The organism is Modestobacter roseus, from assembly GCF_007994135.1.
GTDB classification, from domain to species: domain Bacteria; phylum Actinomycetota; class Actinomycetes; order Mycobacteriales; family Geodermatophilaceae; genus Modestobacter; species Modestobacter roseus.
Map to the genome: position 1 here is coordinate 137,986 of NZ_VLKF01000001.1, position 23,976 is coordinate 161,961.

A 23,976-nucleotide genomic window follows, 5' to 3' on the forward strand; every position below is an offset into this window, starting at 1 on the left:
GGGAGCAGGTGGCGACCGGTCTTTACCATGGGTGGCATGGCTGAACCGCGTGGACGTGTCCTGCTGGCCGACCCCCGGGGCTACTGCGCCGGCGTGGACCGGGCGGTGGTGGCCGTCGAGCGCGCCCTGGAGATCCACGGCGCCCCGGTCTACGTCCGGAAGCAGATCGTCCACAACAAGCACGTGGTGGCCACGCTCGAGCGGCGGGGCGCGGTCTTCGTCGAGGAGACCGACGAGGTGCCCGAGGGCTCGGTCGTGGTGTTCAGCGCGCACGGGGTCTCCCCGGCGGTGAAGACCCAGGCCGCCGAGCGGTCGCTGCGGACCATCGACGCGACGTGCCCGCTGGTGACCAAGGTGCACATGGAGGCCAAGCGCTTCGCCAAGGACGACTACGACATCCTGCTCATCGGCCACCGCGGGCACGAGGAGGTCGAGGGCACGATGGGCGAGGCCCCGGCCCACACCCAGCTGGTCGACGACGCCGACGACATCGCCAACGTCCAGGTCCGCGACCCGGAGAAGGTCGTGTGGCTGTCGCAGACGACGCTCTCGGTCGACGAGACGCTGTCCAAGGTCGACTCGCTGAAGGCCCGGTTCCCCGGTCTGCAGAGCCCGCCGAGCGACGACATCTGCTACGCAACGCAGAACCGCCAGCAGGCGGTCAAGCAGATGGCCGCCGAGTGCGACCTGGTGCTGGTGGTCGGCTCGACGAACTCGTCGAACTCCGTGCGGCTGGTCGAGGTGGCGCTGGAGGCCGGTGCCCGCGACTCCCACCTGGTCGACTTCGCCTCCGAGATCGACGAGGCCTGGCTGGCCGGCGTCGGCACCGTCGGGGTGACCAGCGGGGCCTCGGTGCCCGAGATCCTGGTCAGCGAGGTGCTCGACTGGCTGGCGGCCCGCGGTTTCCCGGACGTGGAGACGGTGAAGGCGGCCGAGGAGCGGCTGGTCTTCGCGCTGCCGCACGAGCTCAAGCAGCGGCGCGAGACGCTCGCGGTCGACGCCGACTGACCCCTCCGCCACGCGCGACGGCCCGGCACCCCATGGGGGTGCCGGGCCGCCTGCGTCCGTGTCTGCTGCCCGGGCCGGGTCAGGCCGTCAGCGGCGGGTGACCAGCCGGAACAGCGAGACGGCGACGGCGGCGCCGGTCGCGATCGCCATCGCCGGGAAGCCGCGTACCAGCAGGGTGGCCAGCGTCGGCAGGGTGAACGTCGCCGAGGGGGCCAGCACGATGTTCAGCAGGGCCACGCCGATGAACACCAGCGGCGGGGAGACCAGCACGGTCACCAGGTCCCGGCGACGCACGACGAGGGCGGCGAAGCCGCTGCTCACCGTCAGCGCCGCGAGGGTGATCGTGCCCAGCCCGATCCCGATGTAGGAGTCCGCGGCGGCCGCGACGAGCGTGACCAGGAAGGCGCCGAGCACCGCGACCAGGCCCGGGGTGCGGGGGCCGGCCGCCGGCGCCGGCCGCCCGGCGGTCGACGAACCGCCGCGGCGGGGCGCCTCGGGCGGTGGGGTGCGTCGCTGCGGGGCCACCGGACGGGAGTCCCGGGAACGGCGGGGATCGAGGTCGGCGGGCCGGCGGGTGCTGGCGGCCTCCCACGGCTCCGCGCCGCGCGCGTCGGGTCGGCGGCGTTCGGGGCGCGACCGCGCTCGGGCGCGCGGCTCTGCGCCTCCCGGGGCATGCGCTCACGGCCACGCGGCGCACCGCCGCTGCTCGCCCGCGGCGAGGGGTACCCGCGGCCCGCGGCTGCGCCGGTGTCGCTGCGTTCTGCCCGCATGGCGTCCTCCCGCCTGTCCTGGAGCCCAGCATCACGGAGCCTGGCATCGACACTGACCGGAGTGATCGTGCACCTCCTCGTCGTCGGGAGGAGGTGCGCCCCTCACCGGTCGGGCCACGGTAGCGGCCCTTCCTGAGTGAACGCTGGACCCGACCGGGAACGGCGGGTCAGAACTCGCCGGTGTCGCACCCGCCGGGGTGGCGGATTGTGCGCACGGACGCGTCACCTGCACCACCCACCCCGGCAGTCGACCGCCCGCCGCACGACGGCCACGTCCGGTGGCGGTCCGGTGACGACCTGACCCGGCGCGCATGACCGGGCACCGGCCGGGGGAGTCCTCACGGGTCCGGTCGATCGCCGGCTGCCGCGACGCGACCGCCCGTCGACGACCCGATCAGGAGGGGCCTGCCCGCATGAGCTCGGTGAGCGAGGTCCCGGAGGTCGCCGCCCGGGACGGCGAACGGCTGACCGCCGGCGATGCGTGGGCGACCTTGCGCAGCTGCCGGGCCACTGCGCTGTGGCGTGCGTCCTGGAACCGGTTCCGGTACGGCGACGGCTTCTCCCACGCGCGGGCGCTCGGTCTGCAGCTGTCGCTGGCCGCGGTCCCGCTGCTGATCGCCGCGATCGGGGTGAGCAACCTGCTCGAGACGCCGTCGCTGCGGCTGCTGGTCGACCGGACGGTGCTGCAGCTCTCGCCCAGCGCCTCCGACGACATGGTCCGGCGGGTGTTGTCGCCGTGGAGCGACGAGCCGGACGGAGTCCCGCTGGCCACCGCCCTGGGCCTGGCCGCAGCGACGTTCGCACTGGCGACCGGCATGGGCCAGCTCGAACGGGGGGCCAACCGGATCTACGGCATCCAGCGCGACCGTCCCACCGTCGAGAAGTACCGCCGGGCCGTGGTGCTGGCGGCGCTCGCCGGCGTGCCCCTGTTCGTGGGTTCGCTGCTGGTGACCACGCTGTTCTCCGCCGCGATGGCGATGGAGGAGGTGTACGGCGTCGACGACGACGTCGTCGTGCTGATCGTCGGCCCCGTCGCCGTCGGGCTGCTGCTGGCCGCGATCACCCTGATGCTCCGGCGGGCGCCGCACCGCCGGCAGCCCGGCTGGTCGCTGCTGGTGCTGGGCAGCGTCCTGGCCCTGGGGCTGTGGACCGGGCTCACCCTGCTGCTGGCGGCCGTGCTCGACCTGATCGGCTACCTGGGCTCGGCGTACGGCCCGCTGACCGGCATCATGGCACTCCTCGTCTGGGCGCAGCTCAGCTCCGGGGCGATCTTCCTGAGCTTCGCCGTCTCCGCCGAACTGGAGCTGGCGGCCATCCGGGTGGCCGAGGGGCGCTTCGCGCGGACCACGGGGCCGGCCGCCGGCGGCTCCCGGCCCAGCGGGGCGTCCGCCACGGGCGCCCACCCCTGACCGGTCAGCCCGTGGTGCCGTCGCGCTCGCCGAACCCGGGCAGCTCCTGGGCCGGTGGGCGGAGGGCCCGCACGGTGCCCTCCACGGGGGCCGGGGTGGGCACCGGCGCCTCGGCGACGCCGAGGTCGTCGAAGCGGCGGGTGGCGACCAGCACCGACCGCTCGTAGGAGCCGACCGTCTCGTTGTACCGGGTGAGCGCCGAGCCCAGCGCCGAGCCGAGCCGGGTCAGGTGCCCGGAGAGCGTGCTCAGCCGGGCGTGCACCGTGCGCCCGGTCTCGAGCACGGCGGCGGCGTCCTGGGCCAGCCGCTCCTGCCGCCAGGAGTAGGCCACGGTGCGCAGCAGCGCCAGCAGGGTGCTGGGAGTGGCGATGACGACGTCGCGGCCGAAGCCGTGCTCGAGCAGCGCCGGTTCGGCCTCCAGTGCGGTGGTGAGGAAGCCGTCGGAGGGGACGAACAGCACGGTGAACGGGGCCGCGGTGCCGAAGGCGGTCGGGTAGTGGCGGGCGGCGAGGGTGTCGACGTGGACCCGCAGCTGCCGCGCGTGGTCGGCGACCCGCTGGGCGCGGACCGCCGGGTCGGTGGCCTGCACCGCCTCGATGTAGCCGGTGAACGGGACCTTGGCGTCGACGACCACCTGCCGCCCGTCGGCGAGGGTGACCACCAGGTCGGGCCGGACGGCGGCGCCCTGGGCGGTGGTGGCCCCCGGCTGCTCGACGAAGTCGCAGTGCTCCAGGAGGCCGGCCACCTCGACCACCCGGCGCAGCTGGAGCTCACCCCACCGGCCGCGCACGTGCGGGGTGCGCAGCGCGGTGACCAGCGCCGCGGTCTCCTGGCGCAGCAGGGCGGAGGTCTGGCCGATGGTGCCGACCTGCTCGCGGAGCTCGCCGTGGGCGGTGGCCCGGTCGCGTTCGATGCCGGCCAGCAGCCGGTGCAGGTGGTCGAGCGACTCGTGCACCGGCTCGAGCCCGTCGGGCGCCGCGGTGGACCGCCCCCGCAGCGCGACGACGCCGAGCGTGATCGCGGTGGCCAGCAGGGCCCCGAGCAGGAGCCCGAGCAGCAGGGAGGCGGCGTCCATGCGCGGCACCCTGCCGCACGGGTCCGACAGTTCCGCTCAGCCGACGGGTGTCGCTGCGTGGGCGGCTTCGTGGTCGAGCAGCCAGCGCTTCACCGGGGTGCCCCAGCGGAAGCCGCCCAGCCCGCCTCCGGTGGCCAGCACCCGGTGGCAGGGCACGAACAGCGCGGCGGCGTTGCGCGCGCACGCCCCGGCCGCGGCACGCACCGCGGCGGGCCGGCCGCACCGGACGGCGAACTGCGCGTAGGTGTCCGGTCGCCCGGCGGGCACGGTGCGGAGCACCTCCCACGCCTCGGTGAGGAACGGGCCGGAGCGCTGCCGCACCGGCACCCCGTCGATCGCGGTGACGTCGCCCGCGCCGAACGCCTCGACGGCGTCCAGCACGGGCAGCCGGCGGGCGCGCTCGACCGCCTGCGGCCGCAGGGTCGGGTGCACCACGGGCAGCAGGTCGTCGAGGTCGGCGGTCCAGCCGCTGGCGAGCACCACGTCGTCCTCGCCGGTCACGAGCACGGTGAACGGGCCGGGCGGGGTGGCGACGGTGGCGTACCGGGCGGTGGCGGACGGGGACATGGTGGACGGGGAGGTGGTCACGAGACGCTCCGTTCGGGGAGGGGACCGCGGGTGAACAGGCTGGGCACCGCGAGCGCCCACAGGTGCATCACGGCGTAGGACCGCCACGGCCGCCAGCGGGTGGCGGCGTCGGCGTCGGAGCTGCCGAGCGCGGCGAGGCTGCGGCGCAGCGCGAGGTCGCCGGGGAGCCAGACGTCGGGGTCGGCCAGCCCGCGCAGGCCGACCAGGGCCGCGGTCCACGGGCCGATTCCGGGCAGGGCGAGCAGGGTCCGCTCGGCCTCGCCGCGGTCGACGCCGGGCCCGAGGGTCACCGTGCCGTCGGCGAGGGCGGTGGCCAGGGTGGTGACCGTCCGCCGGCGGGCGCCGGTCAGACCCACCTCGGACAGGTCGGCGTCGGCCAGCGCCTCCGCCGTGGGGAAGGCGTGGGTGAGGGTGCCGACCGGCTCGGCCAGCGGCCGCCCGGCCGTGGTGACCAGCCGGGCGGTCAGCGTGCGGGCGCCGGCCACCGACACCTGCTGGCCGAGCACCGCGCGCACGGCCAGCTCCGCGGCGTCGGGGGAGGCCGGCACCCGCCGTCCGGGGGCGGTGGCCACCAGCGGGGCCAGCGCGGCGTCGGCGCCGAGCAGCTCGTCGACGGCGGCCGGGTCGGCGTCCAGGTCCAGCAGCCGGCGGCAGCGGGACACCGCCGTCCCCAGGTCGCGCAGGTCGGTGAGCCGCAGTTCGGCGGTGACCGCCGGCCCGCCGTCCGGGGCGGGGGAGAGCCGGACGACGGCCGGGCCGTGCGGCAGGGCGAGCACCCGGGCGAAGGTCGTGCCGTCCCACTCCTCCAGGCCGGGGGTGGCGTGCGCGCCGAGGAACAGCAGCACCTCGTCGGCGGCGAACGGCGCCCGGGCGGCCAGCCGCAGGGTCAGCCGCCCCGGCGCGCCACCGTCCCCGCGCGGGGTGGCCGGGCGCAGCGCGGTGGGCGTGGTCGCGAAGACCGCGCGGATCGTGTCGTTGAACTGCCGGATGCTGGCGAAGCCGGCCGCGAAGGCGACGTCGGCCATCGGCAGCGCCGTGGTCTCGATCAGCACCCGCGCGGTCTGCGCCCGCTGCGCCCGGGCCAGTGCCAGGGCGCCGACGCCCAGCTCCGCGGTGAGCAGCCGGTGCAGCTGCCGTTCGGAGTAGCCCAGCGCCGCGGCGAGCCCGCCCACCCCGCCGCGCTCGACCTCGCCGTCGGCGATCAGCCGCATCGCCCGGGCGACGACGTCGGCGCGGACGTCCCACGCCGGCGAGCCGGGGACGGCGTCCGGGCGGCAGCGGCGGCAGGCCCGGAACCCGGCCGCCTGGGCCCCGGCCGCCGTGGTGTGGAAGGAGACGTTGCGTTGCAGCGGGGTGCGCGCGGGGCAGGAGGGGCGGCAGTAGATGCCGGTGCTGTGCACGGCGGTGACGAACCAGCCGTCGAATCGGGCGTCCCGGCTGGCGACCGCGCGGTAGCAGCGTTCGGGGTCCAACAGCTCGGTCACGACGTCGAGCATGGCACCGCCGCGGGCCGGTAACTGGCGGGTATCGGACGCGGCGATGGCGGGCGGGCGTCCACCGATCGGTGGACGCCCTCCCCACGCTCCGGTGGTCCCGGCGGGCCCGGTGCGGCGACAGGCTCGGGTCATGACATCGACTCAGGTGGCCCCGCCGGCCGCGTACACCGACCGGGACGCCCCGGCGGTGTCCGTCCGCGGGCTGCGGAAGAGCTACGGAGGGAAGGCCGTGCTCGACGGCCTGGACCTGGAGGTCCGCCGCGGGGAGTGCTTCGCGCTGCTCGGGCCCAACGGTGCCGGCAAGACCACCACGATCGAGGTGCTCGAGGGGGTCCGCCGCCGCGACGACGGCGGCGTCGCCGTCCTCGGGGCGGACCCGGCCACCGCCGGCCGGGCGTGGCGCGCCCGCCTCGGCGTGGTGAGCCAGGGCGAGGGCGCCGCGCAGGCGCTGACCGTGCGCGAGGCGCTGGACCACTTCGCCGCCTACCACGCCCGGCCGCGCCGCACGGCCGAGCTGCTCGCGGCGGTGGGCCTGGAGGAGAAGGCCGGCACCCGGGTGGGGCGGCTCTCCGGCGGGCAGCGCCGCCGGCTGGCGGTGGCGCTGGGCGTGCAGGGCCGGCCGGAGCTGGTGTTCCTGGACGAGCCGACGACCGGGATGGACCCGGTGGCCCGGCGGCAGTTCTGGGAGCTGGTCCGCGGCCTGCGCGCCGAGGGGACGACGGTGCTGCTCACCACGCACTACCTCGACGAGGCCGCCGAGCTCGCCGACCGGGTCGGGGTGATCGCGGGCGGCCGGCTGGTCGAGGTGGCGCCACCGGCGGAGCTCGGCGCGGAGCTGCGCCGGATCGCGACCGTCACCTGGCTCGACGGCGGCAGCCGGCGTCAGGTGCGCACCGAGGCGCCGGCCGCGGTGCTGCGCGACCTGCTGGCCACCACCCCGCACGAGGTCCCCGGCCTCACCGTCACCCGGCCCGGCCTGGAGGACGTCTACCTGCAGCTCGTCAGAACCCCCGGAGGAGACCAGTGACCACCGTCCTCGACACCCCCGTGCACACGGCGCCGCCGTCGGCAGCCCGGATCGCGCTGGCCCGCACCCGACTGGAGCTGCGGCTGTTCGCCCGGGAGCGCCAGCAGGTGGTGTTCTCCTTCGCCTACCCGATCGTGATGATGGTCGTCTTCGGCTCGGTGCTGGGCGGCGACGTGCTGCCCGGCGGCGTGCCGTTCCCGCAGTACTTCCTGGCCGGGATCGCCGCCACCGGGATCATGCTGACCAGCTTCCAGTCGATCGCCACCTCGATCGCCGCGGAGCGGGAGGCCGGCCAGCTGGAACGGCTGCAGGTGCTCGGCACCCCGCCGGTGGCCTACTTCGCCGGCAAGGCCGGTCTCGTGCTGGTGACGACGGCGGTGCAGCTGGCCCTGCTGCTGCCGGTGGCGCACTGGGGCTACGACGTCCCGATGCCGGCGGACGCCGCGGACTGGGCGACCTTCGCCTGGGTCGCCGTCCTCGGGTCGCTGGCCGGCACCGTGCTCGGCATCGCCGTCGCCGGGCTGCCCGGCAGCGCCCAGTCGCTGACCACCGGGGTGACGGCGTTCGCCGTGGTCCTGCAGTTCTTCAGCGGGGTGTTCTTCGCCTTCCCCGAGCTGCCCGGCTGGATGCAGCAGCTGGCGGCGGTGTTCCCGCTGAAGTGGCTCACCCAGGGCATGCGGTCGGCGTTCCTGCCCGACCAGGCCGCGGCGTTCGAGGTCGCCGGGGGATGGGAGCACGGCCGGACCGCCCTGGTGCTGGCCGGATGGGTGATCATCGGCGTCGTGGTGTGCACCCGGACCTTCCGCTGGCGCCACGCTGACCGATGAGACGGGCTGACCGATGAGACGGGCTGACCGATGAGACGGGCTGACCGATGAGACGGGCTGACCGATGAGACGGGCTGACCGATGAGACGGGCTGACCGATGAGACGGGGCGACCGTTGACCGTCGTCTCCCGGCTGCGCGCCGCTGTCCTCCCCGACCGGGGCCCGGACAGCGGTGCGCCGCTGTCCGGGCGCGGGTGGCGGATCACCGTCGTCGGCTTCCACGTGGTGTTCGTCGTCCTGCTGGCGCTCGCGGTGGTCGCCACCCAGGTGGGCCGGGTCGAGGGCTCGCCGGGTTGGGCGCTGGCCGCACTCGCCGTTCTCGCGGTGGCCTACCTGTTCCTCGGCGCACCGGCCCTCGCCGAGGAGCACCCGGCCCGCGCGGTCGGGTACCTGACCGTCCTCGTCGTGGTCTTCGGGGTGCTGGGCTGGCAGGCGCCCCAGTTGCTGTTCCTGCTCTTCCTGGCCTATCCGCAGATCTGGTTCCTGGTCGAATCGCCCCGTCCGGGCGCGGTCTGGACGGCGCTGCTGGCGGTGGCGAGCGCGGTGGGCCCGATGACCGCCTGGCGGCGAGGCGAGGAACCACTGTCGGAGGTGCTCGACTCGGGGATCGGCCTGGTGTTCAGCCTCGCGCTGGGGCTGTGGGTGAGCCGGGTGCTGCAGCAGAGCCGCGAGCGGGGGCTGCTGATCGAGGAGCTGGAGGCCACCCGCGGTGAGCTCGCCGCGGCCCACCACCAGCAGGGCATCGCCGCCGAGCGGGAGCGGTGGGCGCGGGAGGTGCACGACACCCTGGCGCAGGGCTACACGAGCATCGTGGTGCTCGCCCAGACCGCGGCCGCCCAGCTGCCCACGGACCCCGGCGCCGCCGCGGAGCGGGTCGCGCTGATCGAGGAGGTCGCCCGGGACAACCTGGCGGAGGCCCGGGCGATGGTCGCGGCGTTCGCGCCGGTGTCGCTGGACTCCGCGACGCTGCTGGAGGCGCTGCAGCGGCTGGCCGAGCGGTTCGGCCGGGAGACCGGGATCGACACCCGGGTCGACCTCGCGGCGCTGGACGAGGCGGGCGCGCTGACCCGGGCGGAGGAGATCGTGCTGCTGCGCGGTGCGCAGGAGGCGCTGGCGAACGTGCGCCGGCACGCCGCGGCGACGTCGGTGGTGCTGCAGGTCAACCGGGTCGGCGCGGGGGAGTCGGGGCAGGTGTCGGTGCACGTGGCGGACGACGGGGTGGGCTTCGACCCGGCCACGGCACCGGGGGTGGGCCTGGCCGGGCTGCGCGACCGGGCCGCGGAGGTGGGCGGCGCGGTCGACGTCGTGTCCGCCCCGGGGCAGGGCACCCGGGTGACCGTCCGGGTGCCGGCCTCGTGAGCACCGACCGGGTGAGCGTGCGGGTGCTGGTGGTCGACGACCACCCGGTGGTGCGCGGCGGGGTGGTCGGCTGGCTGGCCGCGCAGCCGGACATCGAGGTGGTGGGGGAGGCCGGCGACGGGCTGGCGGCGCTCGCGGCGGTGGCCGAGCACGCGCCGGACGTCGTCCTGATGGACCTGCGGATGCCCCGGATGGACGGCGTGACCGCGACCGGACGGATCCTCGCGGCGCACCCCGGCGTGCGGGTGCTGGTGCTGACCACCTACGACACCGACGCCGACATCGTGCGCGCGGTCGAGGCGGGCGCGGCCGGCTACCTGCTCAAGGACACCCCGCTGCCGCAGCTGGCCGACGCGGTGCGGGCCGCCGCGCGCGGGGAGACCGTGCTCGCCCCGCCGGTGGCCGCGCGGTTGGTCTCCCGGATGCGGGCGCCCGCGGTGGAGGCGCCGACGGAGCGGGAGCTGCAGGTGCTGGCCGGGGTGGCCCGGGGGCTGACCAACGCGCAGATCGGCCGCGAGCTGTTCATCGGTGAGGCCACGGTGAAGACGCACCTGCTGCGGGTGTTCACCAAGCTCGGCGTCGACGACCGCACCCGCGCGGTGCTGGTCGCCGTCGAGCGCGGCCTGCTGCCCGGCCCCGGCGCGGCCTCGGGCTGAGGGGGTGCTTCCGCCCCGCGAGTGCAGTTGTTGCCGCCGACACGGGCCGGCACACCGGCGCGAGCGGCAACAACTGCGCACTCGACCGGCACAGCTCACCGTCGGGTCAGTCGGCGGGACCCCAGGGGACGATCGGACCCAGCAGCTCGGCGTCGTGCGGCACGCCGTCGGCATCGTGGTGGACGGCGCGGTGCTCGTGGCTGCCGGCGGCGTGGGACAGCGCGGCCAGCAGCAGCTGCAGGGCGGGCCGGTCGAGCCCGGCGGCGAGGTCGCCCAGGTCGACCGACCGGCCGTCGGCGAGGCTGGCGGCGGCCCGCAGCAACCGCCGCTGGCTGCTGGTGCCGGTGAGGACGCCGGTGCGCAGGGCGCAGTCCAGCTCGGGCCAGAGGACGGCGGCCCACGGACCGCCGTCCAGCGCGCCGTCCAGGGCGATGGTGATCAGACCGGCGGCCTGGAGCCGGGGCAGCCAGTGCCCGTCGTTGGCCAGCAGCAGGATCGCGGCCTCGGCCGCGTAGTCACCGACCGCAGCGCGGAGCAGCGCGCCCTCGAGCGCGGTGAGGTCGAGGTCGGCCACCCGTGGTTCGTCGAACACCGTGCCTCCCTGGGGCTCCGGACGGAGTGCCCAGCAGTGTGCGCGCGGGGTCCGACAGTTCCGCCGTCGGCGGCGTCCTGGCGGACTGCACCTAGGCTGTTGCCCCGTGAGTCTCACCATCGGCATCGTCGGCCTGCCCAACGTCGGCAAGTCGACGCTGTTCAACGCCCTGACCAAGAACGACGTCCTCGCGGCGAACTACCCGTTCGCGACGATCGAGCCCAATGTCGGCGTCGTGGGCGTCCCCGACCCGCGGCTGGACCGGCTGGCCGAGGTCTTCGGTTCGCAGAAGACCATCCCGGCCACGGTGAGCTTCGTCGACATCGCCGGCATCGTCCGCGGCGCCAGCGAGGGCCAGGGGCTGGGCAACAAGTTCCTGGCCAACATCCGCGAGAGCGATGCGATCTGCCAGGTGATCCGGGTGTTCACCGACCCCGACGTGGTGCACGTCGAGGGCAAGGTCGACCCGGCCGACGACATCGAGACGATCAACACCGAGCTCGTCCTCGCCGACATGCAGACCCTGGAGAAGGCCGTCCCGCGGCTGGAGAAGGAGTCGCGCAAGGACAAGGACCGCAAGGTCCTGCACGACGCCGCGGTCGCCGCGCAGGCGGTGCTCGACGAGGGGAAGACGCTCTTCTCCGCCGGGGTCGACCCCGAGTCGCTGCGCGAGCTGTCGCTGTTGACCACCAAGCCGTTCCTCTACGTCTTCAACGTCGACGCCGACGAGCTGGCGAACGAGGCGACGCTGGACGAGCTGCGCGCGCTGGTCGCGCCGGCCGAGGCGATCTTCCTGGACGCGCAGACCGAGTCCGAGCTGATCGAGCTGCCCGCCGACGAGGCCGCCGAGCTGCTGGCCTCGATCGGGCAGGACGAGCCGGGGCTGGACCAGCTGGCGAAGGTCGGCTTCCGCACCCTCGGCCTGCAGACCTACCTGACCGCCGGGCCCAAGGAGTCGCGGGCCTGGACGATCCCGGTCGGCGCCACCGCGCCCGAGGCGGCCGGGGTCATCCACACCGACTTCCAGCGCGGCTTCATCAAGGCCGAGATCGTCGGCTTCGACCAGCTGATGGAGGCCGGGTCGATGGCCGAGGCCAAGTCCAGGGGCTGGGTGCGCATCGAGGGCAAGGACTACGTCATGGCCGACGGCGACGTCGTGGAGTTCCGCTTCAACGTCTGAGCGGGGCCGGGCAGACGGTCGGGCACACCGGGAGCCGCTCGGGCGTTGACCTCCAGCAGCCGCGCGCCGCTGCCGATGCAGTGGCGTGAGGCTCGTCCGACGAGTGAGCACCCGAACCGATCGAGGAGACCCCATGGACTACCTGCGCCAGTTGCAGGCGGAGCGCCCTGTGCTGTTCTGGGTGGGCATGCTGGTGGTGTTCCTCGTCGTCTTCCAGCTCGCCCTGTTCCTCATCGGGCTCGTCATCGGCCCGTTCGGGCTGCCGTCCTGGGCGCCGATCGTGGTGCTGCTGGGCGCCCTGGTGTTCATCGCCCGACGCCAGCAGCGGTAGGCGGCTCAGCCCAGGGTCGCGGTCATCGTGATGCTGCCGTCGGTGATCGTCGTGCACTCGAGGCTGAGCGGCCCGGCGGACACCCCCTCGCCCTCGCTGCAGGAGATCTCCTGACCGGCGACGCCCACCGTGGCCCGCCCGTCCTGCAGCTGGCCCAGCGTCACGGTGGTGCCGAAGACGTCGACCTCCGCGCCCTCCCCGGCGAGCGTGACCGAGCACGAGCTCCCCGAGCAGTCGACGCCGGTCTGCGCACTCGTGGCGTCGGCGGACTCGCTGGGCGTCGCCGAGTCCGAGGTCTCCGTCGCCTCGCTCGTCTCCTCGCCGGCGGGGCTCTCGGCGGCCGTGTCCAGCGCGCTCGTGGCGTCGTCGACCGATTGATCGGAGCAGCCGGTCAGCGGGACGAGGAGGAGGCCGGCGGCGGCGAGACCGGACGCCAGGCGGAAGGGCTGCCTTCGGTGAGTGGTCATGGATCGAGCCTAAAGTGACCCAGATCACACCGCTGGCTCGGTCGTCAAAGTGTCATGCCAGCGTGACCTGCGCCACCCGACCCCCGACGTCACGGCCGGACGACGACGTCGGTACCCCGGACTCCCAGCACCAGCCCGTCCTCGGTGGTCTCGATCGCGGCGAGCTCCTGACCGAAGGGCAACAGGTCGAGCGGCACCAGGAACTCGAACCGCTGCCCGAGCAGGGCCTCGCCGGCGGCGTCCAGGGGTGTCCCGGTGTCCAGGGCACGGGGTGAGACGGCCAGCGTCCCGTCGCGGGGGGAGACGTCGGCGAGGGCGGACGCGGAGACCGGCCGGCCCAGGAGCCCGACCGTCCCGGTCAGCCGCACCTCGCCCCCCGGGGCGGCGCCGACCGTCACCGGGCGCCCGGTGACCTCGAGGTAGCGGTTGAGGTCGTCGTAGCCGAGGAACGCCTCGGTGACCGACCGCTCGACCCACACCGGCGCGGTGTCCTGGACGAGGAGGTCGTGGAAGGACACGTGCACCCCGTTGAGCCGGGCGGTCACCGCGTCGACCGACATCGGCCCGGAGGAGACCACGTCCAGGGAGACCTCGACGTCGTCGTACCGGCCCTGCACCGCCTGGGCGAGGAAGAACGTGCCGTGCACCTGGACCGTCGGCCGTTCGGCCACCCCGGTGGCCTGCTGGATGCCACGCGCCAGCACCGACTCCGCACCCCACCGGGCCAGCCGGTCCGCGCCCCACAGCAGCAGCAGGGTGCCGAGCACCACCGCGACGCCCAGCAGCACGGTCGCTCGGGCCGGTCCCGCCCGCCGGCCGGCCGAGCCACGCCCCGTCGCGCTCGCGCCGGTCACCGTGGTCCCGCCTCGACCCCGGCGGGCTGCCGCTCCTCGTCGTCCACGTCGGCCAGCACCCGGGCTTCCAGCGACTCGTCCCGCAACACCTCGGGTCCGCCGCTGCGGGCGCCGACGACCCCGGTGCGGCGCAGCTCCTCGATCCCGACCGACGCGGTGCGCACCCGGCTGCTGGGCCAGCTCGCCGACCGGCCCAGCAGGGTGAGCACGGCGGGGGTGAGCACCGGGCGGATCAGGAACGTGTCGATGAGCAGGCCGACGGCCATGGTGAAGGCGATCTGCCGGAACGTCTGCAGCGGGATGATCGCGACCATCGCGAAGGTGGCCGCCAGGATCAGCCCGGCCGCGCTGATCGCCCGGGACGTGCTCGGCATCGCCAGCATGATCGCCTTGCTCAGCGGATGCCGGGCGGCGGCCTCCCAGATCGAGCCGACGGCGAACACGTTGTAGTCCGAGCCGAGTGCGAGCAGCAGCACGGCGGTCGCGAACGGGACGTAGAACGCCAGCCCGGGGTCGCCCAGGAGGACCTGGAACACCAGCACGCTGAGGCCGAGCGCGGCGGCCACCCCCAGCGCGCTGCACGCCAGCAGCACCACCGGGGCGCACAGCGCGCGCAGGTAGACGATCAGGATCAGCAGCTCGACCAGCAACGCGGCCGTCAGCGTGGTCCGCAGGTTGTCCCGGGTGATCGCGGCCAGCTCGCCGGCGATCGCCGTCTGCCCGGTGACCGCCGCCTCGGCGTCCTCCAGGCCGGCCTCCGCGGCCAGCGTGTCCAGCCGGGTGCTCAGCTCGCGCAGGTCGCTGATCGCCGGCGCCCCCAGCGGGTCGCTGTCCAGCACGACGACGAACCGCGCGGCGTCGCCGTCCTCGGAGAAGACGACGCCGTAGCTGTCCGGCAGCGGGTTCTGCGCCGGCCCGAGCACCTCCGCCACCCCGGGCTGGGCCGCGATGGCCGACTGCAGCCGCTCCAGGGCCGGCCGCTGCTCGATGACGTCGTCGCCCTCGACGATCACCTCCGTGGGGGCGATGACCCCGCGGACACCGGCCTCTGCGAGCACCTCCGCGCCCTGCCGCACCGGGTCGTCGGCCGGCAGGCCGGAGGTGAAGGAGAGGTCCAGGCGCATCTGCAGCAGCGGCGCCGCAGCCAGCACGAGCAGCCCGGTCGCGAGCAGGGTCGCCACCGTCGCGCCCTTCCGGGAGACGACGATGCGCAGCAGCCGGCCGTTGCCGCGCCGGGTCGGCCGGCGGGGCGAGCGGCTCCGCGTGCCCAGCCCGAACAGCCGTTCCCCGAGGATGGCCATCAACGCCGGCACCAGGGTCAGCGACACCAGCACCCCGATGACGACGGTCAGCGAGAGCGCGGGCCCGAACGCCTGGAACAGCTGGAAGTCCGCCGCGAGCAGCGCCGCGGTGCCGGCCGCGACGGTGATCCCGGCGACGGCGATGATCGGCGCGTTGGCGGTGACCGCCCGCCGGGTGGCGTCCAGCCGCGGCAGCCCCCGGTCCAGCTGCTGGCGGAGGCCGGCGAAGAAGAGCACGCAGTAGTCGGTGATCACCCCGATCAGCAGCGCGGCGATCAGCGGTTGCAGCTGGTCGGGCAGCGCGAAGCCCAGCGTGGCGGCGAGCACCCCCAGGCTGCGGATGGCGACCAGGTAGCCGAGCCCGGCGGCCACGAGCACGACGAGCGGGGCCACCACCGAACGGAAGGTCAGCCCGACGACGCCGGCGATCAGCACCAGGGTGGCCACCTCGAACAGGTGCAGCCGCGACTCCAGGTGGTCGGCCTGGGCGACCTGGGCCGGCAGCACGCCGGCGACGAAGGTCTGCACCGAGTCCTGGTTGTGGAAGTGCGCGGCGTACTCGCGGGCCAGGTCCCGGGTCCGCTCCAGCGACGTGTAGTTCGAGACGTACAGGTAGGTGACGGCCGTGTCCGGCGTCGAGGTGGGCACCGGGACGGCCGCGACGATCTGCCCGCGCCCGGGCGGCACGTCGCCGTCCAGGTAGGCCTGCGTGTGGGCCGCCGCCCACAGCGCCACGTCGGCCTGGGTCAGCACGCTGAGCCCGTCGGGGTCGTGCACCACGACCGAGACCTGGGAGAGCACCGGCACCCGGAACAGCTCCAGGGAGCGTTCCTGGACGGCGGCGGCCGGGCTGCCCTCCGGCAGGAGGTTGCCGATGTCGGCTCCGCCGCCCCCGCCGGCCGTGGGGAGGAGCGCCGAGACCACCACGGTCAGTGCGAGCCAGCCCACCAGCACGAACCAGCGGGCCTTGACGACCGCGTCGCGGTAGGCGCGGCCGGCTCTCCGGAACCCCCGCCGCACCGGCCCGGTCACCCGCCGGGCGGCGGCAGCCAGCCCGGTGGACGATCGGGTGGCGGCCGTGGCTGGCACCGGGGCCTCCAGCCTCGCGGTACTACCGGGTGAGCTCAGCAGTCGAAGGCTACCGGCGGTCGAGGACCGCCGCCCGACGGTGGGAGGACGACCATGACCGACACCGAGCCCGACCCCGACCCCGGCCCCGATCCCGACGACGGGGCCGGAGCAACGTCGCCGGACGGTGCACGCGGTCCGGGGCGGGCGGTGCGCGGATGGCTGGTCGTCGCCGGTTTCGTGGGCGGCGTCGTCGCCGGCGGGCTGCTCGTCGGCCTGGTCGGCGAGGGGTCGGCGCCCGTCCCGCTCCCCGCCGCGGCCGACCCCGCGCAGGACGTCACCATCCGGCTGCCGGACGCACCGGCCGTGGGCGAGTCCGCCGAGGTGGTGGTCAATGCCGACTGCCTGCGGGCGGTGAACGGGGCCCAGGACGTCGTCGCCACCGTCGACGACCTGGCCGAGGCGGCAGCGGCGCTCAACGCCGCCCGCCTCGACGAGGTGGTCCGGCGTCTCCAGCCACTGCAGGGGCGGCTGCGTGACGACCTCGCCGGCTGCACGGTCGTCGCCGTGGACGACGGAGCGGACCCCACGGCCACCACGTCCCCGGCCACCACGGCACCGGCCACCACGTCCCCGGCCACCACGACCTCGCCGTCGGCACCTCCGACCTGAGCCGCTGGTTTCCCGGCGGCGCCATCGGGACAGTCACCAGGAGCCGGTGAGCACCGTCGGCGGAGACCGTCAGGCAGCCGCTCTGGCGCACGACCGGCCGGAGACACGTGCCCCTCGTCGAGAACTTCCACCGTGCGCTCGCCGAGGCCGCGACCGAGCTGCCCGACGCGGAGCTGCTCCCGGAACGTCTCGCCCGGGCGTGCGCCCGGGTGCTGCCGGTGGACGGCGCCGGCATCTGCCTCTTCTTCCTCTCCGACCGGCGGTTGCCGCTGGGGTCCAGTGACGCGGAGTCGGCCGAGGCGGAGCGGCTGCAGTTCACCTCCGGCGAGGGGCCGTGCCTGGCCGCCCACGCCGCGGGCGAGCCCGTGCTCGCCGACGAGGCGGCGATCCGTGCCCGGTGGCCGGGCTTCTACGACAGCCTGGTCGCCCGCACGCGGATCCGGAGCACGATCTCGCTCCCGCTGCGCGACTAACTCCGGGGCATCGGGGCTCTCGACCTGTACCTCGTCCCGCCGCACGACGTCGGCTCGCTGAGCCTGCGGGACGCCCTGGTGGTCAGCGGTGAGATCGGCGCGGTGCTCCAGGCGCAGAGCCAGACGGGCAGGGGCCGGTCCGACGGACCGGGGTGGCTGGACGCCCCGGCCGCGGCGCGGCGCTCCACCGTGTGGCAGGCGATGGGCTTCGTCAACTCCGCCCTGGCCGTGCCCAGCCCGGACGCGCTGGCTCTGCTCCGGGCCCGTGCCTACGCGGAGGGGACGTCCCTCGATGAGCTCGCGGCCCGGGTCCTCGACCGCACGGTGCCGCTCGACGACCTGGCCCCGGACGCCGACAGCTCCCGGTAGCGCGGTGCCTCCCCACCGGGCCGTGTGTCGGGCAGGATCGCTCCGTCGTCCGAACCCCGACAGGAGCGCTCAGCCGTGACCAGCCCGCAGCACCAGCCCGCCGCCATGGTGGTGCCCGCCTTCTTCGTGAAGCAGCGGATCACCATGATGGTCAACCGCTACGAGGTCCTGGCGGCGAACCCGGACGGCTCCGAGGGGCAGCTGATGGCCCTCGCCGAGCAGAAGCGGATGAAGCTCAAGGAGGAGGTCGTCTTCTTCGCCGACGAGTCCAAGAAGCGCCGGGTCTTCTCCTTCAAGGCCCGTCAGCGGCTGGACGTCGCGGCGGAGCACGACGTGTACGACGAACAGGGCCAGCCGCTGGGCATGTTCAGCAAGCAGTTCGGCGCCAGCCTGCTGCGCTCGACCTGGAACCTCTCCGCGCCGGGCATCGAGGCGGTCGGGCAGGAGCGGCGCCCGGTGCTCGCCGTCGTCCGCCGGGTCTGGACGTTCCTCCCGGTGGTGGGCGACGTGTGGGTGCCGTTCGTCTTCCACTTCGACTTCACCGACACCGCGACCGGGCAGCCGGTGCTGGTCAGCGAGCGGCAGAAGGCGGTCCGCGACCGCTACCGGGTCACCGTCCCCGACCCGCGGCTGGACTTCCGGGTGGCGGCCTCGATGGCCGTGGCCCTGGACGCCCTGCAGAGTCGCTGAGTCGCCCTGCAGAGTCGCCCTGCAGAGTCGCTCAGAGGTAGCGGGCCTCCAGTTCGGCGAAGAAGGCCTTCGCCAGGGCGACGAAGTCGGCCTCGCGCAGGACGATCTCGTCGCCCACGTGGTGGCCCAGCACGCTGTGCCCCGGGTGGTAGCGCAGTTCCCGGTCGGCGAGCACCCGGCCGCCGCTGCGCAGTGACGCGGCGAGCACCCGCACCTCGGTGAGCGCGTTGCCGTCCTCGCCCTCGACGTCGCGGCCCCGGTGCACGAAACAGCCCTCCAGCACCAGCACCAGGTCGGTGAAGAAGACCGGCTCGAACTCGCCCAGGGCGGCGTGGTCGCCGACGGCCGCCGACAACCGCCGCCAGGCGGCGACCCGGTCGTCGACGGCGGCCCGCCGCGCGTCGATGTGGTCCTGGCTGTAGCAGCTGTGGCTCAACACGGCGGCTCCTCGTCGAGACGCGCGCTCCTGGCCGGGGCGTGGTCTCCCGAGGGTGCCACCGGGAGCCGGTGGGGGAAAGGGCTCAGACCCAGCTGTAGCGCTGCTCGCCGGTCCGCGGCTGGGGGACCGCCCACTCGGCCGGCGCCGGGGCGTCCCACCGGTGGTCGTAGCGGATCGGGACGACCAGGTCGTCGTCGGTCCGGTGCCGCGGGACCGGGGGAGGGGCGTAGCGGGCGGCCTGCCACTGGGGGAGCCGGACGTCGGCCAGCGGCATCCAGCTGGCCCGCCGCAGGCCGCCGATCTCGAACTGCACGCGCAGCTCGCAGCGGCCCCACGCGTCGTGGCGCCAGCCCAGCAGGGCTGCGGGGAACCACTCGCCCAGGTGGAAGAACTCGACGTCGAGCGGCGCTCCGGCGAGCGTCGTCATCCCAAGGTCCGGCACGAGGCGGACTGTAAGGCGTTGATCATGGTCGCCGGGTGAGGCGCGCGACGCGTGTGACGCCCGTGGCCACCGGGACGGCGCGTCGCCCGGATGCCACGTCCGCGCTGGTCAGCCAGCAGCTCCGGCATCCACCCGGGCGTCGTGCTCGGCGTCGGTCATCGGCCGTGCGCCCTCGAAGGCGGCGCGCGGCACGGCGTCGGGGACCGCCCGGGAGGCACCCATCGCGACCACCGCCACGGTCGTGCCCCGTAGCACCGCGCCCAGGCGGTCGGGCTCCGGCGGGCCGGGCGGCGGGTGTCGGAGGGGTACCGGGGTGGTCACCGGGGCGGTGTGGCAGCGCACCGGACCGCCGGGAAGCAGGTCCACGCCCCGCGCGTTGTCCCGGGCAACCGACTGGAAGGCCTGCACCATGCGCATCCCGCTGTCCGTCCTCGACCTCGCCCCGATCGCCCGCGGGGAGACCGTGAGCAGCAGCATCGCGGCGAGCGTCGCCCTCGCCCAGCGTGCGGAGGCCACCGGCTACCGGCGGGTCTGGTACGCCGAGCACCACAACATGCCGACGATCGCCTCCTCGGCCACGAGCGTGCTCATCTCCCACGTCGGCGCGCACACCAGCACGATCCGGCTCGGTGCCGGCGGCGTCATGCTGCCCAACCACTCGCCGCTGACGATCGCCGAGCAGTTCGGCACGCTCGCGTCGATGTACCCCGACCGCATCGACCTGGGCCTGGGCCGGGCGCCGGGGTCGGACCAGAACACCATGTACGCCCTGCGGCGCGACCCCGGCTCCGCGGAGACCTTCCCGCAGGACGTGCTCGAGCTGCAGGCCTACCTGACCGGCAACTCACGGGTGCCCGGCGTCGACGCGATCCCCGGCAAGGGCACCGACGTGCCGCTGTTCATCCTCGGCTCCTCGCTGTTCGGTGCACACCTCGCCGCGGCGCTGGGCCTGCCGTACGCCTTCGCCAGCCACTTCGCCCCGCAGGCGCTGGAGGCCGCCGTCGCCACCTACCGCCGGGAGTTCAAGCCGTCGGAGCAGCTGGCCGAGCCGTACGTGATCGCGGGGGTGAACGTGGTCGCCGCCGACACCGAGGAGGCCGCCCAGCAGAACCTGGTGGCGGTCCGCCGCAACCTCGCGATCGGGCTGTTCGGCCGCGGTCGGTCGCTGACCGACGAGGAGGCCGACCTGCTCCTCGAGCAGGGCGCCGGCCACCACGTGGGCTCGATGCTGACCCACACCGCCGTCGGCACCCCGGCCCAGGTCGGGGACTTCCTCGACCGGTTCCGCAAGCAGGCCGACGCCGACGAGCTGATCGTCGCCCACCAGTCGCCCACCACCGAGGGCCGGCTGCGCTCGGTCGAGCTGACCGCGGAGGCCGTCGCGGACCCCGCGGCCTGAGCCTCAGGCGCTGGGGCGGACACCACCGATGAAGCCGCCCCAGCGCATCGAGGTGACCCGGATGACCGAGCCGCTCTGCGGAGCTTCGAGGATCCGCCCGTCACCCAGGTAGATCGCCACGTGGTGGATGGTCGCCGCGTTGCTCGTGTCGGTGGCCCAGAAGACCAGGTCCCCCCGCTGCAGCTCGGCCCGGGCGACCTTCGGCAGCGCGGAGTACTGGGCCCGGCTGTTGCGCGGGATGCTGATGCCGGCCTGGGCGTAGGCGTAGCGGGTCAGGCCGGAGCAGTCGAAGCCGACGATGCCGGCGTCCACACCCCAGCCGACGCTCGGCCCGGACAGCGACCCGCCGCCCCAGGAGTAGATGGTGCCGAGGTACCGCTCGGCGGCGTCGATCGCGGTCTCCGCGGACGACGCGGACCCGGCGCCGGCCCGGGGACCGGCCGACGCGGCGGACGAGCCGGAGCTGAGCTGCTGACGCACCGGCTGGGCCTGCGCCCGGCTCGATGCGGCAGCGGCCTCCTGGCGCCGGCGCTCCTCGGCGGCGGCCCGCGCCCCCTGCAGGCCGGACAGCGTCTGCTGGGCGGAGTCGAGCTGCGCCTGCAGCCGGCTCTGCTCGGCGGCGAAGGCCGCAGCCTGCTGACGGGCGCCGGCCTCGATCTGCTCGGCGGCGGCCAGGGCCGCGGCGGCGTCCTGGCGCAGCACCTCGGCGTGGGCCAGCGACTCGCGGGCCGCGGCGTCGGCGGCGGTCGCCTGCTGCTCGGCCACCGTGACCTCGGCAAGGACGTCGGTCCGGTGCAGCCCGGCGGCGTCCAGCAGGGCGGCGCGCTCCAGCACCTCCGCCGGGCCGCCGGCGCTCAGCAGCGCGGCGATGCCGGGGGAGGTGCTGCCCTGCTGGTAGCTCGTCCGGGCGAAGTCGGCCACCGCGCCGCGGGCGGCGGTGAGGTCCTCGGCGGCCCGCCGGGCCGCGGCGGCGGCGGTCTCGGCGGCGGCCTGCGCCGTCTCGTACTCGGCCTGCTTGCCCTGGAAGGTGTCGAGCGCGATCGCCGACTGCGCCTGCGCGGCGGCCAGGTCGGCCTGCGCGCCGGCCAGCTGGGCGGCGGCGGTGCCGACCTGCCCGGCGGCGTCGGCCCTGGCCTGCTCGGCGGCCTGCAACTGGGCGTCACTGGGGGCGCCCGGCGTCGCGGCGGCGACCCCCGGCGCGACCACCAGGGCGACGGCGACGGCGGTGACGACGGCCGCCGCGCGGTGCGCCAGCCGTGCTCCGACCCGACGTCCGGCCGACACCTGCGTGCTCACGATCGCGCTCCTCAGCTGGTCCGTTCACCCGTCCGGGTGACCTGACCACCTGATCGGCGTGGTGCCGGAGGTGCTTGAGGGGCTGGCGAGGAACTGAGTTGCCACAAGCAACCCGTCGCCGTCGCGGTCGGCTCAGCCCAGGTGCGCCTCCTTCGGCGCCAGCCCGCGCGCGGCCTCGGCGGCGACCGCCTCCCGGGCACCGCCTCCAGCGGCCACCACCGCGGCGCCGACCAGCCCCTCGACCAGGGGGCCGGGGGAGAGCACCACCCGCTCGCGCAGCGCGTCGTCGACCAGTTCCAGCGCCGTCTCGGCCGAGAGCACCGCGCTGCCCAGGTCCATCAGCACCACCACGCCGTCACCGCGGTCGGCAGCGGTCAGCGCCTCGGAGATCGCCACCGCATCGGTGCCGAGCCCGCCGTCGTCGGTGCCGGCCGCGACCTCGATCCGGACGTCCTGGGCGGTGACCATCTCCCGGGCGAGCGTGATCGCGGCCTCGGCCAGCGGCCGGCTGTGCGAGACCACGACCAGCCCCACCTGCGCCATCGCCGCTCAGCCCAGTTCGGCGGCCGCGGTCTCGACCAGCAGGCTGGTCGAGGTGGCCCCGGGGTCCTGATGGCCGATGCTGCGCTCGCCGAGGTAGCTGGCCCGGCCCTTGCGGGCGAGCATCGGTACGGTCGCGTCCCGTCCGTCCCGGGCGGCATCCGCCGCCGCGGTGAGCGCCTCGCCCAGCGGCTGGCCCGCGGCGAGCGCGGCGTCGAGGGCGTCGCAGGCCGGGATCAGCGCATCGAGCATCGTCTTGTCCCCGGCCTCGGCCTTGCCCCGCGCCACGACGCCGTCGAGCCCGGCACGCAGCGCCCGGGCGAACGTCTCCGCGTCCCACGGGCCGGCGCCGCCCGCGCCGGCCAGCCGGAGGAAGAACGTGCCGTACAGCGGGCCGCTGGCGCCGCCGACCTTGCTCACCAGCGTGGTGCCGACCTGCTTGAACAGGGCCGCGGCGTCGGCGGGCGGGGCGTCGTCCAGCGCGGCCACCACCGCGGACATGCCCCGGTCCATGTTCGTGCCGTGGTCGCCGTCGCCGATCGCCTGGTCCAGCTTGGTCAGCTGGTCCCGGTTCTCGGCGACGGCGCCGGCGAAGGCCCGCAGCCACGCCTGCAGGGCGTCGACGGAGATCTCGTCGGCCACCCTCACACTCCCCACCGCAGCGCGGGGGTGCGCACGGGTGCGTCCCACAGCCGCAGCAGGTCGTCGTCCACCCGGAGCAGCGTCACCGAGCAGCCGGCCATCTCCAGGCTGGTCATGTAGGAGCCCACGAGCGACCGGGCCACCTGCACCCCGGCCTTCTCCAGCACCTGCACCACCTCGCCGAACATCAGGTACAGCTCGATCAGCGGCGTGCCGCCCATGCCGTTGAGGAACACCAGCGCACCGTCCCCGCCGGTGTAGTCCAGGTCGGCCAGCACCGGTTCCAGCAGCATCTCGGCGACCTCACGGGCCGGCGCCACCGGTACCCGGCGGCGTCCGGGTTCCCCGTGGATGCCGATCCCGACCTCCATCTCTCCCTCGGGCAGGTCGAAGGTCGGCGTCCCCGCGCTGGGCACCGTGCAGGAGGTGAGCGCCACGCCCATGCTGCGGCTGCGGGCGTTCACCGTCCGGGCCAGTTCGGCCACCTCGGTCAGCGGTCGCCCCTGCTCGGCAGCGGCCCCGGCGATCTTCTCGGCGAGCACGGTGGCGCCCACGCCCCGCCGGCCGGCGGTGTAGAGGCTGTCCTGCACGGCGACGTCGTCGTCGACCACCACCGAGACCACCTCGGTGCCCGACTCGGCAGCCACCAGCTCGGCCGCCATCTCGAAGTTCATCACGTCCCCGGTGTAGTTCTTCACCAGGTGCAGCACCCCGGCGCCACCGTCGACGCCGGTGGTCGCGGCGACCATCTGGTCGGGCACCGGGGAGGTGAACACCTCCCCGGCGCAGGCGGCGTCGAGCATGCCGACCCCCACGAACCCGCCGTGCATCGGCTCGTGACCGGAGCCGCCCCCGGAGACGATGCCGACCTTCCCGCGCACCGGGGCGTCGCCGCGGAAGACCACCCGGTTGGGGTGGTCGACCCGCAGCTCGGGATGGGCGATCGCCAGGCCGCGCAGGGACTCGGCGACGACGTCGGCGGGGTCGTTGATGAGCTTCTTCACG

At 75.0% G+C, this 23,976-nt stretch carries 28 protein-coding genes; 13 read left to right on the forward strand and 15 right to left on the reverse strand.

The window, feature by feature from the left end; all coding sequences use genetic code 11:
- Positions 1 to 36: 36 nt before the first annotated feature.
- On the forward strand, positions 37 to 1,008 hold the full coding sequence (locus JD78_RS00660) for a 4-hydroxy-3-methylbut-2-enyl diphosphate reductase (protein WP_153356429.1): 972 nt from the start codon (positions 37 to 39) through the stop codon (positions 1,006 to 1,008).
- An 87-nt stretch (positions 1,009 to 1,095) separates the two neighbouring features.
- On the opposite strand, the gene JD78_RS00665 is transcribed toward JD78_RS00660, so the two are convergent.
- A complete protein-coding gene (locus tag JD78_RS00665; RefSeq protein ID WP_166520885.1) occupies positions 1,096 to 1,533 on the reverse strand; it encodes a DUF6542 domain-containing protein in 438 nt (145 codons plus the stop codon).
- Between the two features lie 658 nt (positions 1,534 to 2,191).
- Between JD78_RS00665 and JD78_RS00670 the strand changes: the two genes are divergently transcribed.
- Complete coding sequence (locus JD78_RS00670; RefSeq protein WP_166520886.1) at positions 2,192 to 3,187, forward strand: YihY/virulence factor BrkB family protein; 996 nt, start codon at positions 2,192 to 2,194, stop codon at positions 3,185 to 3,187.
- Positions 3,188 to 3,191: 4 nt separating this feature from the next.
- On the opposite strand, the gene JD78_RS00675 is transcribed toward JD78_RS00670, so the two are convergent.
- Genes JD78_RS00675 through JD78_RS00685 form a run of 3 tightly spaced genes read right to left on the reverse strand, consistent with a single transcriptional unit; the run spans position 3,192 to position 6,334 of the window.
- Complete coding sequence (locus tag JD78_RS00675; RefSeq protein WP_153356438.1) at positions 3,192 to 4,262, reverse strand: DNA recombination protein RmuC; 1,071 nt, start codon at positions 4,260 to 4,262, stop codon at positions 3,192 to 3,194.
- A 36-nt stretch (positions 4,263 to 4,298) separates the two neighbouring features.
- Positions 4,299 to 4,850: a methylated-DNA--[protein]-cysteine S-methyltransferase gene (locus JD78_RS00680; RefSeq protein ID WP_228394886.1), complete on the reverse strand. Its 552-nt coding sequence runs from the start codon at positions 4,848 to 4,850 to the stop codon at positions 4,299 to 4,301.
- Positions 4,847 to 6,334 carry an AlkA N-terminal domain-containing protein gene (locus JD78_RS00685; protein ID WP_228394887.1) on the reverse strand — a complete coding sequence of 496 codons (1,488 nt, stop codon included), beginning with the start codon at positions 6,332 to 6,334 and terminating at the stop codon, positions 4,847 to 4,849. The genes JD78_RS00680 and JD78_RS00685 overlap by 4 nt, the downstream gene beginning before the upstream one ends.
- A gap of 142 nt (positions 6,335 to 6,476) precedes the next feature.
- On the opposite strand from JD78_RS00685, the gene JD78_RS00690 reads away from it, so the two are divergent.
- From JD78_RS00690 to JD78_RS00705, 4 genes are all read left to right on the forward strand, one after another.
- The gene (locus JD78_RS00690) at positions 6,477 to 7,373 is read left to right on the forward strand and encodes an ABC transporter ATP-binding protein (protein WP_153356444.1); all 897 of its coding nucleotides are present in this window, start codon (positions 6,477 to 6,479) and stop codon (positions 7,371 to 7,373) included.
- On the forward strand, positions 7,370 to 8,200 hold the full coding sequence (locus JD78_RS00695; RefSeq protein WP_153356447.1) for an ABC transporter permease: 831 nt from the start codon (positions 7,370 to 7,372) through the stop codon (positions 8,198 to 8,200). Before JD78_RS00690 ends, JD78_RS00695 begins: the two co-directional genes overlap by 4 nt.
- Positions 8,201 to 8,315: 115 nt before the next feature.
- Positions 8,316 to 9,560, forward strand: a complete 1,245-nt coding sequence (locus JD78_RS00700) for a sensor histidine kinase (protein ID WP_153356450.1) — start codon at positions 8,316 to 8,318, stop codon at positions 9,558 to 9,560.
- Positions 9,557 to 10,216: a response regulator gene (locus tag JD78_RS00705; protein ID WP_279526826.1), complete on the forward strand. Its 660-nt coding sequence runs from the start codon at positions 9,557 to 9,559 to the stop codon at positions 10,214 to 10,216. The genes JD78_RS00700 and JD78_RS00705 overlap by 4 nt, the downstream gene beginning before the upstream one ends.
- A gap of 106 nt (positions 10,217 to 10,322) precedes the next feature.
- Here the strand turns inward: JD78_RS00705 and JD78_RS00710 are convergent, their stop codons facing one another.
- Positions 10,323 to 10,808 carry a hypothetical protein gene (locus JD78_RS00710; protein WP_153356452.1) on the reverse strand — a complete coding sequence of 162 codons (486 nt, stop codon included), beginning with the start codon at positions 10,806 to 10,808 and terminating at the stop codon, positions 10,323 to 10,325.
- Positions 10,809 to 10,914: 106 nt separating this feature from the next.
- Here JD78_RS00710 and ychF point away from each other — a divergent pair, with 106 nt between their 5' ends.
- Together ychF and JD78_RS00720 are read left to right on the forward strand one after the other, a co-directional pair.
- Complete coding sequence (ychF, locus tag JD78_RS00715) at positions 10,915 to 11,988, forward strand: redox-regulated ATPase YchF (RefSeq protein ID WP_153356455.1); 1,074 nt, start codon at positions 10,915 to 10,917, stop codon at positions 11,986 to 11,988.
- 133 nt (positions 11,989 to 12,121) lie between these two features.
- The gene (locus JD78_RS00720; protein ID WP_153356458.1) at positions 12,122 to 12,319 is read left to right on the forward strand and encodes a YhdT family protein; all 198 of its coding nucleotides are present in this window, start codon (positions 12,122 to 12,124) and stop codon (positions 12,317 to 12,319) included.
- A gap of 5 nt (positions 12,320 to 12,324) precedes the next feature.
- Here JD78_RS00720 and JD78_RS00725 read toward each other — a convergent pair whose 3' ends face one another.
- The 3 genes from JD78_RS00725 to JD78_RS00735 all read right to left on the reverse strand — a co-directional run bounded on the left by JD78_RS00725 (position 12,325) and on the right by JD78_RS00735 (position 16,030).
- Positions 12,325 to 12,786 carry a hypothetical protein gene (locus tag JD78_RS00725; RefSeq protein WP_153356461.1) on the reverse strand — a complete coding sequence of 154 codons (462 nt, stop codon included), beginning with the start codon at positions 12,784 to 12,786 and terminating at the stop codon, positions 12,325 to 12,327.
- Positions 12,787 to 12,875: 89 nt separating this feature from the next.
- On the reverse strand, positions 12,876 to 13,640 hold the full coding sequence (locus tag JD78_RS00730) for an LmeA family phospholipid-binding protein (protein ID WP_166520887.1): 765 nt from the start codon (positions 13,638 to 13,640) through the stop codon (positions 12,876 to 12,878).
- Positions 13,637 to 16,030 (reverse strand): MMPL family transporter, encoded by a 2,394-nt coding sequence (locus JD78_RS00735; RefSeq protein WP_228394888.1) that lies wholly within the window; start codon positions 16,028 to 16,030, stop codon positions 13,637 to 13,639. The genes JD78_RS00730 and JD78_RS00735 overlap by 4 nt, the downstream gene beginning before the upstream one ends.
- 93 nt (positions 16,031 to 16,123) lie before the next feature.
- On the opposite strand from JD78_RS00735, the gene JD78_RS21620 reads away from it, so the two are divergent.
- The 4 genes from JD78_RS21620 (at position 16,124) to JD78_RS00750 (ending at position 18,213) form a co-directional block, all read left to right on the forward strand.
- A complete protein-coding gene (locus JD78_RS21620) occupies positions 16,124 to 16,681 on the forward strand; it encodes a hypothetical protein (RefSeq protein ID WP_153356465.1) in 558 nt (185 codons plus the stop codon).
- A 107-nt stretch (positions 16,682 to 16,788) separates the two neighbouring features.
- Positions 16,789 to 17,154, forward strand: a complete 366-nt coding sequence (locus JD78_RS00745; protein WP_194290387.1) for a hypothetical protein — start codon at positions 16,789 to 16,791, stop codon at positions 17,152 to 17,154.
- 78 nt (positions 17,155 to 17,232) lie between these two features.
- On the forward strand, positions 17,233 to 17,523 hold the full coding sequence (locus JD78_RS21625) for an ANTAR domain-containing protein (RefSeq protein ID WP_194290388.1): 291 nt from the start codon (positions 17,233 to 17,235) through the stop codon (positions 17,521 to 17,523).
- 75 nt (positions 17,524 to 17,598) lie between these two features.
- The gene (locus tag JD78_RS00750) at positions 17,599 to 18,213 is read left to right on the forward strand and encodes an LURP-one-related family protein (RefSeq protein WP_228394889.1); all 615 of its coding nucleotides are present in this window, start codon (positions 17,599 to 17,601) and stop codon (positions 18,211 to 18,213) included.
- 31 nt (positions 18,214 to 18,244) lie between these two features.
- Here the strand turns inward: JD78_RS00750 and JD78_RS00755 are convergent, their stop codons facing one another.
- The 3 genes from JD78_RS00755 to JD78_RS00765 form a co-directional block, all read right to left on the reverse strand.
- Positions 18,245 to 18,652: a hypothetical protein gene (locus JD78_RS00755; RefSeq protein ID WP_153356468.1), complete on the reverse strand. Its 408-nt coding sequence runs from the start codon at positions 18,650 to 18,652 to the stop codon at positions 18,245 to 18,247.
- An 82-nt stretch (positions 18,653 to 18,734) separates the two neighbouring features.
- Positions 18,735 to 19,094, reverse strand: coding sequence for a hypothetical protein (locus JD78_RS00760; protein ID WP_153356471.1), 360 nt, complete (start codon positions 19,092 to 19,094; stop codon positions 18,735 to 18,737).
- A gap of 108 nt (positions 19,095 to 19,202) precedes the next feature.
- Positions 19,203 to 19,511, reverse strand: a complete 309-nt coding sequence (locus tag JD78_RS00765) for a hypothetical protein (protein ID WP_153356474.1) — start codon at positions 19,509 to 19,511, stop codon at positions 19,203 to 19,205.
- On the opposite strand from JD78_RS00765, the gene JD78_RS00770 reads away from it, so the two are divergent.
- On the forward strand, positions 19,504 to 20,493 hold the full coding sequence (locus JD78_RS00770) for an LLM class flavin-dependent oxidoreductase (RefSeq protein ID WP_153356477.1): 990 nt from the start codon (positions 19,504 to 19,506) through the stop codon (positions 20,491 to 20,493). The two genes, JD78_RS00765 and JD78_RS00770, sit on opposite strands and share 8 nt — an antisense overlap.
- A 3-nt stretch (positions 20,494 to 20,496) precedes the next feature.
- Here JD78_RS00770 and JD78_RS00775 read toward each other — a convergent pair whose 3' ends face one another.
- The 4 genes from JD78_RS00775 to dhaK form a co-directional block, all read right to left on the reverse strand.
- Positions 20,497 to 21,789: a C40 family peptidase gene (locus JD78_RS00775; protein ID WP_153356481.1), complete on the reverse strand. Its 1,293-nt coding sequence runs from the start codon at positions 21,787 to 21,789 to the stop codon at positions 20,497 to 20,499.
- A gap of 132 nt (positions 21,790 to 21,921) precedes the next feature.
- On the reverse strand, positions 21,922 to 22,332 hold the full coding sequence (gene dhaM, locus JD78_RS00780; RefSeq protein WP_153356484.1) for a dihydroxyacetone kinase phosphoryl donor subunit DhaM: 411 nt from the start codon (positions 22,330 to 22,332) through the stop codon (positions 21,922 to 21,924).
- Positions 22,333 to 22,338: 6 nt separating this feature from the next.
- Complete coding sequence (dhaL, locus tag JD78_RS00785; protein WP_208103936.1) at positions 22,339 to 22,971, reverse strand: dihydroxyacetone kinase subunit DhaL; 633 nt, start codon at positions 22,969 to 22,971, stop codon at positions 22,339 to 22,341.
- A 2-nt stretch (positions 22,972 to 22,973) separates the two neighbouring features.
- Complete coding sequence (gene dhaK, locus JD78_RS00790) at positions 22,974 to 23,975, reverse strand: dihydroxyacetone kinase subunit DhaK (protein WP_153356487.1); 1,002 nt, start codon at positions 23,973 to 23,975, stop codon at positions 22,974 to 22,976.
- Position 23,976 lies beyond the last annotated feature (1 nt).

What these genes read in the sequence shown, in the direction of transcription:
- JD78_RS00660 (WP_153356429.1), top strand. Translation starts at nt 37, where the DNA reads ATGGCTGAACCGCGTGGACGTGTCCTGCTGGCCGACCCCCGGGGCTAC.
- JD78_RS00670 (WP_166520886.1), top strand. Translation starts at nt 2,192, where the DNA reads ATGAGCTCGGTGAGCGAGGTCCCGGAGGTCGCCGCCCGGGACGGCGAA.
- JD78_RS00675 (WP_153356438.1), bottom strand. Translation starts at nt 4,262, where the DNA reads ATGGACGCCGCCTCCCTGCTGCTCGGGCTCCTGCTCGGGGCCCTGCTG.
- JD78_RS00690 (WP_153356444.1), top strand. Translation starts at nt 6,477, where the DNA reads ATGACATCGACTCAGGTGGCCCCGCCGGCCGCGTACACCGACCGGGAC.
- JD78_RS00720 (WP_153356458.1), top strand. Translation starts at nt 12,122, where the DNA reads ATGGACTACCTGCGCCAGTTGCAGGCGGAGCGCCCTGTGCTGTTCTGG.
- JD78_RS00725 (WP_153356461.1), bottom strand. Translation starts at nt 12,786, where the DNA reads ATGACCACTCACCGAAGGCAGCCCTTCCGCCTGGCGTCCGGTCTCGCC.
- JD78_RS21620 (WP_153356465.1), top strand. Translation starts at nt 16,124, where the DNA reads ATGACCGACACCGAGCCCGACCCCGACCCCGGCCCCGATCCCGACGAC.
- JD78_RS00770 (WP_153356477.1), top strand. Translation starts at nt 19,504, where the DNA reads ATGCGCATCCCGCTGTCCGTCCTCGACCTCGCCCCGATCGCCCGCGGG.
- JD78_RS00765 (WP_153356474.1), bottom strand. Translation starts at nt 19,511, where the DNA reads ATGCGCATGGTGCAGGCCTTCCAGTCGGTTGCCCGGGACAACGCGCGG.
- dhaM (WP_153356484.1), bottom strand. Translation starts at nt 22,332, where the DNA reads ATGGCGCAGGTGGGGCTGGTCGTGGTCTCGCACAGCCGGCCGCTGGCC.